Origin of the sequence: Microbacterium sp. Leaf151 (assembly GCF_001424225.1) — a bacterium.
Classification (GTDB): Bacteria; Actinomycetota; Actinomycetes; order Actinomycetales; family Microbacteriaceae; genus Microbacterium.
The window spans coordinates 58986-73948 of the sequence record NZ_LMOR01000004.1; the positions used below are offsets into that span (position 1 = coordinate 58986).

The following is a 14963-nucleotide window of genomic DNA, read 5'->3' on the forward strand; positions in this document are numbered from 1 at the left end:
CTGGTCATCATAATCACGGGCTCGTCGGCATCCGCGGGGGCTTGCAGCGACAGTTTCAGGGGCGGTTCAGCCGAGGCAGTTCGGCCCGAGCAGGCCTTTCAGTTCGCCGAAGAGGTCGGCCGTGACGCGCACGGGCATCGGCACCTCGAACACCTTGGCGGTCCCGCCTTTGTGCAGCTTGAGAACGACCTCGGTCGAGCCCGAGTGCCGGCGCAGCATCTGTGCGAGCTCACCGACCAGGGCCTCGTTCGCGCGTTGTTCCGGCACCATGAGCGTCAGACCGCCCGTTTCGTCCAGCCCCTCGAGGTCGGGCGCGAATGCGCTCTGCGCGTGCAGGTTGAGGCCGTCGTCGCGCCGCGACACGCGGCCGCGAACGACGAGGATCGAGTCGGCCTGAAGCACCGGCGCGAACTCGGCGTAGGTCTTGCCCATGAACATCACGGTCACCTCGCCGTTGAAGTCCTCGACGGTGATCATTCCGTATGGATTGCCGCTCTGCTTCGCCACGCGGTGCTGGACGCTGGTGAGCAGACCCGCCACCGTAACCTGATCGCCGTCCTGCACGTCTTCGGACGCGAGCAGATCGTGAATGGAAGTCGATGCGTGCTTGGCCAGCGGCACCTCGAGGCCCGCAAGGGGGTGATCGGACACGTAGAGCCCGAGCATCTCGCGCTCGAACGCCAGCTTGTCTTTCTTCGTCCACTCGGGTCGTTCGGGGACTTTGACGACCTGCTGCGGTTCATCCCACAGCGAATCGAAGTCGAAGCCGACCTCGCCGTTCGCCTCCCGTCGCTTGTCGAGGACGGCACCCTCGCAGGCATCCTCGTGCACCTCGACCAGCGCGCGCCGGGTCGACCCGAGCGAGTCGAACGCCCCGGCCTTGATCAGCGATTCCACCGTGCGCTTGTTCGCCACGTGCATCGGCACCTTCGACAAGAAGTCGTGGAAGGAGGTGTACCTGGCGTCCTGGCGCGCAGCGACGATGCCGTCGACGACGTTGGTGCCGACGTTTCGGACCGCGCCCAGACCGAAGCGGATGTCTTCGCCGACGGCCGCGAAGAAGCGGATCGATTCGTTGACATCGGGCGGCAGCACCTTGATGCCCATGCGGCGGCACTCGTTCAGGTAGACCGCCATCTTGTCTTTGGAGTCGCCGACGCTCGTCAGCAGTGCGGCCATGTACTCGGCCGGATAGTGCGCCTTGAGGTAGGCCGTCCAGTACGACACGAGCCCGTAAGCGGCGGTGTGCGCCTTGTTGAAGGCGTAGTCGGCGAACGACTCGAGCACTTTCCACAGCGTCTGCTGCGCGACGTCGCCGAAGCCCCGCTCGGTCATACCGCCGAAGAAGATCTCTTTCTGCTTGTCGAGCTCGCTCTTCTTCTTCTTACCCATGGCTCGCCGCAGCAGGTCGGCCTGACCGAGCGTGTAGCCGGCGACGCGCTGCGCGACGGCCATCACCTGCTCTTGATACACGATCAGGCCGTAGGTGGTGTCTAGGATGTCGGCGAGAGGCTCTTCGAGCTCGGGATGGATCGGCTCGATCTCTTGCTGCCTGTTCTTTCGCAGCGCGTAGTTGATGTGCGAGTTCACACCCATCGGGCCGGGACGGTACAGGGCGAGGACGGCCGAGATGTCTTCGAAGTTGTCGGGCCGCATCAGGCGCAGAAGAGAGCGCATGGGTCCGCCGTCGAGCTGGAAGACGCCGAGTGTGTCGCCTCGGGCGAGGAGTTCGTACGACGCCGAGTCGTCGAGGTCGAGGTCTTCCAACACGAGAGGGTGGCCGCGGTTGGCCTCGATGTTGTCGAGGGCGTCATTGATGATCGTGAGGTTGCGCAGCCCCAGGAAGTCCATCTTGATCAGTCCGAGGGACTCGCACGCGGGGTAGTCGAACTGCGTGACGATCTGGCCATCCTGCTCGCGGCGCATGATCGGGATGATGTCGATGAGGGGCTCGCTCGACATGATCACGCCGGCGGCGTGCACACCCCACTGGCGCTTGAGGTTCTCGAGACCCAGCGCGGTGTCGAACACCGTCTTGGCCTCCGCGTCGGTCTCGATGAGCGTGCGGAACTCGCTCGCCTCTTTGTACCGCGGATGCTCGGGGTTGAACATGCCGTCCAGCGGCATGTCCTTGCCCATCACGGCCGGGGGCATGGCCTTCGTGAGACGGTCTCCCATGCTGAACGGGAAGCCCAGGACGCGCCCGGCGTCTTTGAGAGCCTGCTTCGCCTTGATCGTGCCGTACGTCACGATCTGCGCCACGCGCTCGTCGCCGTACTTCTCGGTGACGTACTGGATGACCTCGCCACGACGACGGTCGTCGAAGTCGACGTCGAAGTCGGGCATGGAGACACGGTCGGGGTTGAGGAAGCGCTCGAAGATGAGGCCGTGCTTGAGCGGATCGAGATCGGTGATCTTCATCGCGTACGCGACCATCGACCCCGCCCCCGAGCCACGGCCCGGCCCCACGCGGATACCGTGGTCTTTGGCCCAGTTGATGAAGTCGGCGACGACGAGGAAGTAGCCCGGGAACCCCATCTGGAGGATGACGTCGGTTTCGTACTCGGCCTGCTTACGCACGTCGTCCGGGATGCCGTCGGGGTAGCGGTCGCGGAGGCCGTTCTCGACCTCTTTGATCATCCAGCTGCCCTCGGTCTCGCCCGCGGGGACCGGGAAGCGCGGCATGTAGTTCGCCGAGGTGTCGAATTCGACCTCGCATCGCTCGGCGATGAGCAGGGTGTTGTCGCACGCCTCGGGGTTGTCGCGGAACACCTGGCGCATCTCGGCCGGCGACTTGACGTAGTAGCCGTCGCCGTCGAACTTGAAGCGTTTGGGGTCGTCGAGCGTCGACCCCGACTGCACGCACAGCAGAGCGGCGTGGCTCGTGGCGTCGTGCTGGTGGGTGTAGTGGAGGTCGTTCGTGCCGACGAGCGGAATGCCGAGGTCTTTCGAGATCTTCAACAGGTCGGTCATGACCCGCCGCTCGATCGACAGGCCGTGGTCCATGATCTCGGCGAAGTAGTTGTCTTTGCCGAAGATGTCCTGGAACTCGGCCGCCGCGGCGCGCGCGGCGTCGTACTGACCGAGGCGGAGCCGGGTCTGCACCTCGCCGGAGGGGCAGCCGGTGGTGGCGATCAGCCCCTTGCCGTACGTCTGCAGCAGCTCGCGGTCCATGCGGGGCTTGAAGTAGTAGCCCTCCATGCTCGCCCGGGACGACAGGCGGAACAGGTTGTGCATTCCCTCGGTCGTCTCGGACAGGAGCGTCATGTGCGTGTAGGCGCCGGAACCCGAGACGTCGTCGCCCTGCTGCTCGGGGGTGCCCCACCGCACCCGCGCCTTGTCGGAGCGGTGCGTGCCGGGGGTGACGTAGGCCTCGATGCCGATGATGGGCTTGATGCCGGCGTCTTTCGCGGTCTTGTAGAACTCGTAGGCCGCGAAGGTGTTGCCGTGGTCAGTCACCGCGATGGCCGGCATGCCCAGTTTGACGGCCTCTTGCACCATCGGGCCGATGCGCGCGGCGCCATCGAGCATCGAATACTCGCTGTGCACGTGAAGGTGAGCGAAGGAGTCTGCTGCCACGTATCGAGTGTACGTTCGGCCTCCGACATCGCTCCCTGATGTTCGGGGCGGACGCCCAGTCGGCGATGACCGCCGCGCGCGGCTCGGCTACGGTGGGCGCGTGCCCACCCCTGACTTCGTGCTGGAGCTCCGCCGTCACATCGGCATCCGTCCCCTCCCTCTCGTGGGGGTGACCGCGGTGATCGTGCACGACGGCCAGGTGCTGCTCGGCCGCCGCAGCGACACCGGGCGGCTCACGCCGATCACGGGCATCGTCGACCCGGGAGAAGAACCCGCCGACGCCGCCGTCCGCGAGGCGGAGGAGGAGGCGGGGGTGCGTATCCGCGCCGAACGGCTCGCGTGGGTGCACCAGATCCCGCGGGTCACCTACGTCAACGGCGACCAGAGCGACTACCTCGACCTGACCTTCGCGTGCCGGTGGATCTCGGGCGAACCCGTGCCGGTGGACGGGGAGATGACCGAGGTGGGGTGGCATCCGGTGTCGGAGGTCGAACGGATCATGGATGCCGAGATGGCGTCGCGCGTGCGCGCAGCCCTGGCGGAGGGATCGACGCGGTTCGAGGGCGGGCGCTGAACGCTAGAGTTCCCGCCGCATGAGGACGCGCGGGAATCCGGACAGCACCGACGTGGTCTGCGCCGCGAGCACGAAGCCGGACGCCTCGAACAGCCGCTTCGTGCCGACGTACGCCATGGTCAGGTCGACCTTCGCGTCGCCGTTGTCGACGGGGTAGCCCTCGACCACCGGTGCGCCGTTGTCACGGGCGAACGCGACGGCTCCGTCGAGGAGGGCGTGCGAGACGCCGCGGCCGCGATGACCGGGCCGCACCCGCACGCACCAGATGCTCCAGACGTCGCGACCGTCGACGTGCGGGATCCTGCGGTTGCGCGCGAACGAGGTGTCGCGACGCGGGTGCACGGCCGCCCACCCGACCACCTCGTCGCCCTCGTAGGCCAGCACGCCGGGGGGACCCTCCGACAGCAGTTCGCGGACCCGCTCCCCGCGATCGAGGCCTTTCAGCGCCACATTCTCTTTGGATGGGATGCGGTAACTGAGACACCAGCAGACCGACGCGTCCGGGCGCTTGGGGCCGACCATCGTCGCGATGTCGTCGAAGTCGGTCGCGGCCCGCACCCTGATGTCCACCCGACCCAGGGTGCCGCACTCGGTTGTCTGGGGGAAGACGCGGCCTCAGGCTCCGTCGCCGAGGATCTCCAGCGCGCGCGCCAGATCGGGCGGGTACGGCGACTCGAACGAGACACACTCCCCCGAGCCGGGGTGCGTGAAGGCGAGCCGGTGGGCGTGCAGCCACTGGCGGGTCAGCCCCAGGCGCGCGGACAGCGTGGGGTCGCCCCCGTACAGCGGATCGCCCGCGCACGGGTGCCGGTGAGCGGCCATGTGCACGCGGATCTGGTGAGTGCGCCCCGTTTCGAGGTGGATTTCGAGGAGTGACGCCCGGGGGAAGGCCTCGAGGGTCTCGTAATGCGTGATCGAGTCTTTGCCGTCGGGCGTGACGGCGAATTTCCACGAGTGGTGCGGATGCCGCCCGATCGGCGCGTCGATGGTGCCGCTGAGCGGATCGGGATGCCCCTGCACGACCGCGTGGTAGATCTTCTCGACCTCGCGCTCTTTGAAGGCGCTCTTGAGCAGCGTGTAAGCACGCTCGGTCTTGGCGACGACCATGAGACCGCTCGTCCCCGCGTCGAGGCGGTGGACGACACCGCGTCGCTCGGCCGGACCGCTCGTGGCGATGCGGAAGCCCGCCGCCGCCAGCGCGCCGAGGACCGTGGGGCCCTCCCAGCCGAGCGAGGGGTGCGCGGCCACGCCCGCGGGCTTGTCGACGACGACGATGTCGTCGTCGTCGTGCACGATGCCGAGGTCGGCAACGGCGACCGGCACGATCTCGGGCTCGCGCTTGGGCTCCCATTCCACGCTCAGCCAGGTGCCCGCGCGGAGGCGATCGGACCGTCCGGCGGGGCGACCGTCGACGCTCACTCCCCCGGCGTCGGCGACCTCGGCCGCGAACGTGCGCGAGAAGCCGAGCATCTTTGCCAGCGCCTGGTCGATGCGCGTTCCGTCGAGCCCGTCGGGGACGGGCAGGCTCCGCGACTCCATGTCAGCGGGTGCCCTGCTCGGGCGACGGCTCGACTTCGCCGTCGGCAGCGGCATCGGCCCCGGCCGCCCGCGACGCGCGGGTCTCGCGCGTGCCGTCGAGTCGGAGCCCCACCAGCACGAGGATGGCGACGGAGATCATCATCGACACGATGAAGATGTCGGCGACGTTGTAGATCGCGGGCATCATCCAGGGGGTCGAGATGAAGTCGACGACATGCCCGACAGGGAACCCCGGCTCGCGCACGAGACGGTCGGTGAGGTTGCCCAACACTCCGCCGAGGAGCAGGCCGAGGACGACGGCCCACAGCCGCGATCGCACACGCCGCAGGGCGAGGAAGACGATGACGCAGGCGACGACGGCCAGCGCGATCGTGAACACCCACGTGACGCCCTCGCCGAGCGAGAAGGCGGCACCGGGGTTGCGGACGAGGTAGAACTGCAGGGCTTCGCCCAGCACCGGTACGACGCGCTCCGGGGGAAGTGTGTCGATGGCGACGGTCTTCGCCAACTGGTCGGCGGCCAGCACCAGCACCGCGAGTATCGCGATGACGATGCCGGCCGCCGCCGGACGCAGAGGAGAACGACTGCGCAAAGAGTGGTCCTACAGACCGATCGCCGACACCGGCGTCGAGCCCGAGGACGTCGCGGTGGTGTCGAGGTCGCGGAGCTGACCCTCGATGTACGAACGCAGCTGCGAGCGGTAGTCGCGCTCGAAGTTGCGAAGCTCGGTGATGCGACCCTCGAGCGTCACACGCTCCTTCTCGAGACGGGCGCGCTCTTCGCGGCCCTTCTGCTCGGCCTCGGCGACGATGGACGCCGCCTGCGCCTGCGCGTCGCTGACGAGTTGGTCGCGCTGCGCGCGGCCCTCGGCGACGTGCTCGTCGTGAAGGCGCTGTGCCAGCTCGATGATGCCGGCGCTCTGGGCGGCGGGCTCGATGTCGGGGGTCGGCGTCGACGCGACAGGGGCAGGCGCGGGAGCCTCTTCGACGGCGGGCTCCGCCGCGGCGGGCTCGGCGACCGGGGCCTCGGTGGCGGCGGGGGTGGCCTCGCCGGACTCGTAGGCTGCGAGCTTGTTCTTCAGCTCGTCGTTCTCAGCGATCGTCTTGCGCCATTCGACGACGATCTCGTCGAGGAAGTCGTCGACCTCGTCGGGGTCGAAACCCTCTTTGAAACGCACGTGCTGGAACTGCTTGGTGACGACGTCATCGGGGGTCAGTGCCATGGTGATTCCTCTTTCGAGAGCTCTGATGAAGAAGGGGTGGGGGTGTCGCACCGAGGCGTACCGCTTCGGAACAGCATAGCCGCCGCCCCTCCACAGTGTCGAAGTGCACTGTCGAAGTGACGGCGGCGATGCGGATCACGCGGCCGCGAGGGACCGGGTGACGCTGAGCAACAGGAAGCAGACGAACATCACGATCGCGAAACCGAAGTCGATCGCGATCCCCCCGATGCGCAGGGGCGGGATCACGCGACGGATCAGCTTGATAGGCGGATCCGTGACCGTGTAGACGATCTCGGCGAGGACCAGGGTGGCGCCGCGCGGGCGCCACTCCCGGTTGAACATCGGGATGTACTCGAGCACGAGGCGCGCGAGCAGGATCACGATGTAGATGAACAGGATGACGCTGAGAATGGAGCCGACCAGGCTCAGGACGGCCACGACGCGTTACTGGGACACGAAGGGCGCACCCTCGGGGTCGGCCTGCGCGATCGCACCGTCGCCGGAGACGGCGATGTTCTCGGGCGAGAGCAGGAACACCTTGCTCGTCACCCGCTCGATGCGTCCGTACAGCCCGAGCGAGAGTCCGCTCGCGAAGTCGATCAGGCGACGTGCGTCTGCGTCGCTCATCTGCGACAAATTGATGATGACCGGAATGCCCTCGCGGAAGTTCTCGGCGATCGTCTGCGCGTCGCGGTACTGCTTGGGGTGCACCGTGAGGATCTCGCTCACGGGCCCGGCAGTGGGCTGACGCACCACAGCGGGGCGGTGCAGGGGGGTCACCGGCGCGGCCTTCTCGATGGGAGCAGCAGTCTGTGCGGGCTGCTTGCGCGCGATGGGCTGCGGCGCTGTCTCCTCATAGGTCTCTTCCTCGTCGGCGAGGCCCAGGTACACCATCGTTTTCTTGAGGGGGTTCGACATCGCATCCTCCGTTCGCTCGTCTGGTTCGAGGCTAGTCGCGCGGGGGCCTCGGGCCCGTGATTGCAGAACCGATCCGCAGGTGTGTCGCGCCCATCGCGATCGCTTCGGGGAAGTCGCCCGTCATCCCCGCCGAGATCCACTCGGCATCGGGCACGACCGCGCGCACCGCGTCGGCCGACCGGCGCAGTCGTTCGAATGCCCGCGCGGGTTCTTCGTCGAGCGGCGCGACCGCCATGACACCGCGCAGGCGCAGGGTCGAAAGACCCGCGACGTGGGCGGCGAGCTCTTCGACAGCGCTCGGGTCGACCCCGCCGCGGCCCGTGTCGTCGGTGAGGTTCACCTGGAGCAGCACGTCGAGCAGGCCGTCACCGTCGGCGCCGTCGAGCGCCTCGGCGATGCGTGCGCGGTCGACCGAGTGCACGGCATCCGCCGCCGCCCGCACGGCCCGCGCCTTGTTCGTCTGCGCCTGGCCGATGAAGTGCCATCTCAGATCCGGAATGCCGTGCAACTGGGCGCGCTTGGCGGTGAGCTCCTGCTGACGGTTCTCCCCCACGTCGCGCACGCCCAGGGCATGCAGCTCGGCCACGAGCGTTGCGGGGTGGAACTTCGTGACGACGATCCGGGTGATGGCTGCGGCGTCGCGGTGCGCCGCGCGGGCGGCATCCTGAATGCGCTCGTCGACGGCGGCGAGACGGTCGGCCAGGGCGGTGTCCATGAGGCTCCTTCGACGACGAGAGCGGGCCCGGTGGAGACCGGACCCGCTTTCGTCGGAGAGATCGTGCGTGCTTACTTCAGGAAGTCGGGCACGTCGAGGTCGTCGTCGGCGTAGCCGTTGTCGTAGGAGGTCTCAGGCACGCGCGCGGTGACGGGTGCCGGCTCCGGGCGACGCTCGGGGGCGCGTTCGGTCGCGGCCTTCTGCTCCTCGGCCGCGTCGAGGTCGCGGGCGACGTCGTCGGCGGGGATCGCGGGCAGCACAGGGGCGGATGCCGGACGCTGGGCGCCCACGGGGTCGATGCGCAGCGAGGGCCCGCCCCCGTCGAAACCGGCGGCGATCACGGTGACGCGCACCTCGTCGCCGAGGGTGTCGTCGATGACCGTACCGAAGATGATGTTCGCCTCGGGGTGGGCCGCTTCCTTGACGAGCTGGGCGGCGTCGTTGATCTCGAAGATGCCGAGGTTCGATCCGCCCTGGATCGACAGCAGCACGCCGTGCGCGCCTTCGATCGACGCCTCGAGGAGAGGGGATTCCACGGCGAGCTCCGCGGCCTTGATGGCGCGATCCGCGCCGCGGGCGGAGCCGATGCCCATGAGGGCCGAACCTGCCCCCTGCATGACGCTCTTCACGTCGGCGAAATCGAGGTTGATCAGACCCGGCGTGGTGATCAGGTCGGTGATGCCCTGGACACCCGCGAGCAGAACCTGGTCGGCGGTGGCGAAGGCCTCGATCATCGAGATGCCGCGGTCGCTGATCTCGAGGAGGCGATCGTTGGGCACGACGATGAGGGTGTCGACCTCTTCCTTCAGGCGTCCGACACCGGCCTCGGCCTGGCTCTGCCGACGGCGACCCTCGAAGGAGAAGGGCTTGGTGACGACACCGATCGTCAGCGCGCCGATCGACTTGGCGATCTTCGCGACGACCGGTGCGCCACCGGTGCCCGTGCCGCCGCCCTCGCCCGCGGTGACGAAGACCATGTCGGCGCCGCGCAGGGCCTCTTCGATCTCCTCCGCGTGGTCTTCGGCGGCGCGACGGCCGACCTCGGGGTCGGCGCCCGCGCCGAGACCCCGGGTGAGCTCACGTCCCACGTCGAGCTTGACGTCGGCGTCGCTCATCAGCAGCGCCTGCGCGTCGGTGTTGATCGCGATGAACTCCACGCCACGAAGGCCGAGCTCGATCATGCGATTGACGGCGTTGACGCCGCCGCCGCCCACACCGACGACCTTGATCACGGCGAGGTAGTTCTGGTTGTGGCTCATGCCGGCCTCCGTTTGTCCCCGAACCGAAACTCTAAACCTCATGTTGAGGGTTAAAGAATTGCCCGGTATGCAATTCCTTAGCTCGAAGGTAGGTGGCGGATCGGATGCCGCTCGCCCGACACGCGGCGTGTCGGACTATCGCCTCGCAGATCCGCGGCGGACGCCCGGGCCCACGCTCGTGGAGGACGCGCGACAGGGGTGGCGCCCGCCGTCGACCTCGGCGCACGACGGCCGCGGGGCCTGCCCGGGCACGACGCCGGCCTCCGCCCGCCCGCGCACGACGCCGGCCACGGCGATCGACCCCCACCGCGTCGGAGCGCGACGTCGTCTTCGTCTACGAACGGACGACGCCCGCGTCCGGAGAGGTGACGTCGTACTCCCTGGCGCGGTCGGGCGGGCTCTTCTGCATCAGTCGATCGAGCACGAGAGCCTTCTCGGCCGAGCGCTCGGCGCTCCCCCACACGACCGTCGAGCCCGAGGCACCCAGCGTCAGGGTGACGTCGTCCGGAGTGGATGCCGAGACGCCCGTCACCTGCGCACGAACCGCGTCGGGGAGGGCCCGCACGACACGCCCGGCCGCGTGGAACGCCGCCGACCCCGTCCCCTCGGCGATGTCGAGCACGGGTTGGCCGGCCGGTGCGTCGGGGGTGGTCGACAGGGCGACACCGGCGGCATCCACCACCGTGAAACCCGCTGCGCCCTGCATGGCCCCGATGGGGGTGCGCTCGACGATGTTCACCACGAGATCGTGCGGCGGCCGGGCCTCGAGCGTGTAGGACTCCACGAGCGGGAAGCGCACGAGGGCCGCCTTCACCGCGCTGTCGTCGACGAGCGCGAGAGGGGTTCCGAGCTGCCCGACGAGCGCATCGGTGACGGCGGCAGCGTCGAGCTGCGACGTGCCGACGACGTCGATGCGCTCGACCGCGAAAAGCGGCGAGTAAGCCGCGCCCGCGGTGCCGGCCACGGTGAGGAGGATCGCCGCACCCACGCCGATCCAGAGGTTGCGACGGCGACGACTGCGCACCGTGAACCGCTTGACCTCGGCCGACAGCGCGCGACGGCGGGCGCGCGACGCCCGCAGCACGTCGCGGAAGCCCGCACCCGCGAGGGCCGGCTCCGATACGGCATCCGCCGTCTCCTGGCGCACGAGCGGTGTCACCGGTGCGGCGCCGACGATCGAGGCGTCCTGGTGCTGCGCGGCACGTTCGGTCCGCGCGGCGGGGCGGACGGACTCCGGCTGCTGCGGAAGGGGCGAGGGCCGCTTCACGCTCAGACCGCCGCGGCCTCGGTGCGCGAAAGCGCGTCGAGCACCTGCGGGATGATCTGGTAGACGTTGCCGCAGCCGAGGGTGATGACGTAGTCGCCCGGGCGGGCGATGCGAGCGGTGTAGTCCGCCGCCGCCTGCCAGTCGGGCACGTAGTGCACGTGCGCGGGATCAACGAACGCGCCGCTCACCAGTTCGCCCGTGACCCCGGGCACCGGGTCTTCGCGGGCACCGTACACGTCGAGCATGACGGTGTGGTCGGCGTGGGACTCGAGCACCTCGGCGAACTCGCGGTACATCTCCTGCGTGCGCGAATACGTGTGCGGCTGCTGGATGGCGATCAGGCGCCCTTCGCCCACGACCGTGCGCGCCGCCGACAGGGCTGCGGCGACCTCGGTGGGGTGGTGCGCGTAGTCGTCGTAGACGCTGACCCCCTGCGCGACGCCGTGCAGTTCGAAGCGGCGCACGGTTCCGCCGAAGCCCGCGACGGCGCGTGCGGCGTCGGCGAGCGAGTGCCCGAGCACGCGCAGCACGGCGACCGCGCCGGCGGCGTTGACGGCGTTGTGGGCACCGGGAACGCGCAGCTGCACGTCGATGCTCTCGCCGCCGGCGGTGAGGGTGAAGGCGACCGGGCCGTCGGTGCGGATGCCGCTGAGGCGCACGTCGGCGGAGGCATCCTCTCCGAAGGTCACCACGCCCGGGTGCGTGATGCGCTCGCGCACCGCGCGCGCACCGGGGTCGTCGGCCGAGATGACCACGGCCTCGCTCGCGGCATCTGCGAAACGGGCGAACGCGGCGTCGAACGCGTCGCGGGAGCCGTAGTGGTCGAGGTGGTCGGGGTCGACGTTGGTGATGAGCGCCACCGAGGTGTCGTAGAGCTCGAAGGTGCCGTCGGACTCGTCGGCCTCGATGACGACGAGGTCGTCGCCACCGGTACCGCTCGAGACGCCGAGATCGGCGATGACTCCCCCGTTGACGAACGTGGGCGCGATTCCGAGGGCACGGAGGGCGGTGACGATCATGCCCGTCGACGTGGTCTTGCCGTGAGCGCCGGCGACCGAGACGAGGCGGCGGCCACCGATGAGCCAATGCAGGGCCTGAGAGCGGTGGATGACGTGGAGTCCGCGCTGCTTGGCGGTGACGAACTCGGGGTTCTCGGGCCAGATGGCGCCGGTGTGCACCACCGTGTCGGCGTCGCCGAGGTGGGCGGCGTCGTGACCGACGTGGACCGTCGCGCCGCGCGCCGCGAGGTCTCGCAGGGCGGCGCTGTCGGAACGGTCGGAACCCGACACCCGGATGCCGCGGTCGAGGAACATGCGGGCGAGCCCCGACATACCCGATCCACCGATTCCGATGAAGTGGGCGGAGGCGATGTCCTCGGGGAGGGGGAGGCTCAGGTCGGGTCTGATCATGGCGTCTGCGAGTTTACGTCGCCCACCCTGCGCACATGCCCCGGCGCGCCCGCACGGACCCTGCGAACCCCCGGGACCGTCCTGCTGCGTGGCCCCCGGCCCTCAGCGCGCGAGCGCCTCGTCGATCAGCGCGATGACGTTCTCGGTGCCAATGCGGATGCCGGTGCGGGCGGCAGCGGCCCGCATCGCCGCACGGCGGGCGTCATCGCGCAGCAGCGGCACGATGTCGTCGCGGACGCGGTCGGGCGTGAGGTCTGCGTCGGCGATGAGAATCGCCGCGCCCGCGCGCACGGCGGCGGCGGCATTGAGGCTCTGCTCGCCGTTTCCGACGGCGTAGGGAACGTAGACCGCGGGGATGCCGAGGGCGTTGATCTCGCTCACGGTCGCGGCCCCCGAGCGCGAGACGACGAGGTCGGCCAGCGCGAAGGCGAGGTCCATGCGGTCGACGTAGCGGACGACCGCATACCCGTCGACAGCGGGGTCGGGCAGATCGGAACCCTGTCCCGTCACATGCAGCAGCTGCCAGCCGGCGTCGAGCACGTCACGCCACGCTCCCCCGAACGCCTCGTTGAGCCTCAGGGCGCCGAGCGACCCCCCGAAGACGAGAAGGGCCGGGCGGGCGGCATCCAGTCCGAAGTGGGCGGCGGCTTCGGCGCGGGATGCCGTGGGGTCGAGGTCGACGATCTCGCGGCGAAGCGGCATCCCCACCTCTCGCGCGCCCCGCAACGGTGTGCCGGCGAAGGCGACGCCGACGGCTGCGGCACGTCGCGCACCCAGGACGTTCGCCAGGCCCGGCTTCGCGTTCGCCTCGTGCACGACGAACGGCACCCGCTCGCGGCGCGCGGCGATGTAGGCGGGCGCGGCGGCGTACCCGCCGAAACCGATGACGACGTCGACGCCTCGGGCGCGGATGAGCCGGCGCACGTGCGCCACTGCCCGCAGGAAGCGGGTCGGAAACGCCGCGGCCGCACGGTCGGGGCGACGTGGGAACGGCACCTTCGCCACCGTGAGCAGTTCGTAGCCGCGCAGGGGCACGAGGCGCGACTCCAGCCCCTCGCGCGTGCCGAGGACGAGCACGTCGTCCGCGGCGTCGCGCGCACGGAGGCCGTCGGCGACGGCGAGGAGTGGGTTGACGTGCCCGGCGGTGCCGCCGCCGGCGAGGAGATAAGTCGTCACCGTACGACCCTAACGAGGTCGCGGGGCGGGCCAGGTCGCGGGGCGGGGCCGGTCAGCTCCGTCGAGCCGGACGCCGACCCGACGTGCTCCGGGGCGCCTCGTCCGCGACCGCGCGGCGGTCCGGGAGCGTGCGCGCGCACGACAGCAGCACGCCGCACGCGATCAGCACCGACAGCAACGATGTTCCGCCCTGCGACATGAACGGCAGCGGTACGCCCAGAACGGGGAAGACGCGCAACACGACTCCGATGTTGACCAGCGCCTGGCCGACGATCCAGAGCGTAATCGCCCCCGCGATGATGCGAACGAACGTGTCGTCCGTGCGCCGGATGATGCGGAACGCACCCACCGCGAACAGCGCGAACAGCACGAGCACGACGAAGCACCCGATCAGGCCCAGCTCTTCGCCGATGATGGCGAAGATGTAGTCGTTGGCCGCGGCCGGGAGCCAGTCGTACTTCTCTTTCGAATTGCCGAGGCCGAGACCGAACAGCCCGCCGCTCGCCAGGCCCCACACGCCGTGCAACGACTGGTAACAGGTCGTGTAGTAGCACGAGGCGTCGTCGGGCGCGAAGAGACTGCCGATGCGCTCCATGCGGTTCTCGCTGCCGACCGCCGACAACAGCACCACCGCGACCGAGAGCACCGCCGGCACGATGAACATGCGCAGTTTGATGCCGGCGAAGAACAGCGCACCCAGCACGACCAGCACGAGGATCATCACGGTGCCCAGGTCTTTTCCACCGAGCACGGTGCCGATCACGAGCACCGACACGGGCACGACAGGGATGAACACGTGCGCCCACGAGGTGAGCAGCCGGCGTTTGCGGTACAGCACGGCGCCCATCCACAGCGCCAGCGCGAGTTTCAGGAACTCGGCGGGCTGGAACTGGAAGCCGGCGATCAGCACCCAGTTGCGGTTGCCGTTCGCGGCGATGCCGACTCCGGGCACGTACACCAGCAGCTGGAACGCCGTGGCGAAGATCAGCGCGGGCCAGGCGATCTTCTGCCAGAAGCCCATGCGCGCGCGACTGAGCACGAACATCAGCGGGATGCCGACGATCGCGAACACGCTCTGCTTCATCACGTGGTCGAAGGGGCTCTGCCCCCCGTCCAGCGCCGAGGTCGCCGACAGCACCATGACCAGACCGAAGCCCGTCAGCAGCAGTGCCGCCGAAGCGATCAGCAGGAACTCTGTCGACACCGGCCGGAAGGCCCGCCCCAGCGAGACACGGGCGATGAGCCCGCCCCGCTCTGGTTGGTCGTCGGGGGCCTGCCGCGGAGGGGGCGCCGTCGTGGTCACGC

14 protein-coding genes are annotated in these 14963 nt (G+C 69.3%); 1 reads left to right on the forward strand and 13 read right to left on the reverse strand.

Annotation, left to right across the window (positions count from 1 at the left end):
• Positions 1-66: 66 nt before the first annotated feature.
• Entirely contained in the window at positions 67-3531 is a 3465-nt protein-coding gene (dnaE, locus tag ASF76_RS11060; RefSeq protein ID WP_055959974.1) for a DNA polymerase III subunit alpha, read from the reverse strand.
• 148 nt (positions 3532-3679) lie between these two features.
• On the opposite strand from dnaE, the gene ASF76_RS11065 reads away from it, so the two are divergent.
• Complete coding sequence (locus ASF76_RS11065) at positions 3680-4153, forward strand: NUDIX hydrolase (RefSeq protein WP_055957444.1); 474 nt, start codon at positions 3680-3682, stop codon at positions 4151-4153.
• A 3-nt stretch (positions 4154-4156) separates the two neighbouring features.
• Here the strand turns inward: ASF76_RS11065 and ASF76_RS11070 are convergent, their stop codons facing one another.
• The 12 genes from ASF76_RS11070 to ftsW all read right to left on the reverse strand — a co-directional run bounded on the left by ASF76_RS11070 (position 4157) and on the right by ftsW (position 14961).
• A complete protein-coding gene (locus ASF76_RS11070) occupies positions 4157-4723 on the reverse strand; it encodes a GNAT family N-acetyltransferase (protein ID WP_055957447.1) in 567 nt (188 codons plus the stop codon).
• A gap of 45 nt (positions 4724-4768) precedes the next feature.
• The gene (locus tag ASF76_RS11075; protein WP_055957449.1) at positions 4769-5692 is read right to left on the reverse strand and encodes an RluA family pseudouridine synthase; all 924 of its coding nucleotides are present in this window, start codon (positions 5690-5692) and stop codon (positions 4769-4771) included.
• A gap of 1 nt (position 5693) precedes the next feature.
• Positions 5694-6284 (reverse strand): signal peptidase II, encoded by a 591-nt coding sequence (gene lspA / locus ASF76_RS11080; protein ID WP_055957453.1) that lies wholly within the window; start codon positions 6282-6284, stop codon positions 5694-5696.
• A gap of 9 nt (positions 6285-6293) precedes the next feature.
• The gene (locus ASF76_RS11085) at positions 6294-6914 is read right to left on the reverse strand and encodes a DivIVA domain-containing protein (protein WP_055957456.1); all 621 of its coding nucleotides are present in this window, start codon (positions 6912-6914) and stop codon (positions 6294-6296) included.
• Positions 6915-7049: 135 nt separating this feature from the next.
• The gene (locus tag ASF76_RS11090; RefSeq protein ID WP_055957458.1) at positions 7050-7352 is read right to left on the reverse strand and encodes a YggT family protein; all 303 of its coding nucleotides are present in this window, start codon (positions 7350-7352) and stop codon (positions 7050-7052) included.
• Between the two features lie 6 nt (positions 7353-7358).
• Positions 7359-7832, reverse strand: coding sequence for a cell division protein SepF (locus tag ASF76_RS11095; protein ID WP_055957462.1), 474 nt, complete (start codon positions 7830-7832; stop codon positions 7359-7361).
• 31 nt (positions 7833-7863) lie between these two features.
• Positions 7864-8547, reverse strand: coding sequence for a YggS family pyridoxal phosphate-dependent enzyme (locus ASF76_RS11100; RefSeq protein ID WP_055957465.1), 684 nt, complete (start codon positions 8545-8547; stop codon positions 7864-7866).
• Positions 8548-8618: 71 nt separating this feature from the next.
• On the reverse strand, positions 8619-9806 hold the full coding sequence (gene ftsZ / locus ASF76_RS11105) for a cell division protein FtsZ (RefSeq protein ID WP_055957469.1): 1188 nt from the start codon (positions 9804-9806) through the stop codon (positions 8619-8621).
• Between the two features lie 334 nt (positions 9807-10140).
• A complete protein-coding gene (locus ASF76_RS11110) occupies positions 10141-11073 on the reverse strand; it encodes an FtsQ-type POTRA domain-containing protein (RefSeq protein ID WP_055957472.1) in 933 nt (310 codons plus the stop codon).
• Between the two features lie 2 nt (positions 11074-11075).
• The gene (gene murC / locus ASF76_RS11115; RefSeq protein WP_055957475.1) at positions 11076-12482 is read right to left on the reverse strand and encodes a UDP-N-acetylmuramate--L-alanine ligase; all 1407 of its coding nucleotides are present in this window, start codon (positions 12480-12482) and stop codon (positions 11076-11078) included.
• A 102-nt stretch (positions 12483-12584) separates the two neighbouring features.
• The gene (locus ASF76_RS11120) at positions 12585-13658 is read right to left on the reverse strand and encodes a UDP-N-acetylglucosamine--N-acetylmuramyl-(pentapeptide) pyrophosphoryl-undecaprenol N-acetylglucosamine transferase (protein ID WP_055957477.1); all 1074 of its coding nucleotides are present in this window, start codon (positions 13656-13658) and stop codon (positions 12585-12587) included.
• 52 nt (positions 13659-13710) lie between these two features.
• Positions 13711-14961 (reverse strand): putative lipid II flippase FtsW, encoded by a 1251-nt coding sequence (gene ftsW, locus ASF76_RS11125; protein ID WP_055957481.1) that lies wholly within the window; start codon positions 14959-14961, stop codon positions 13711-13713.
• Between the last annotated feature and the right edge of the window lie 2 nt (positions 14962-14963).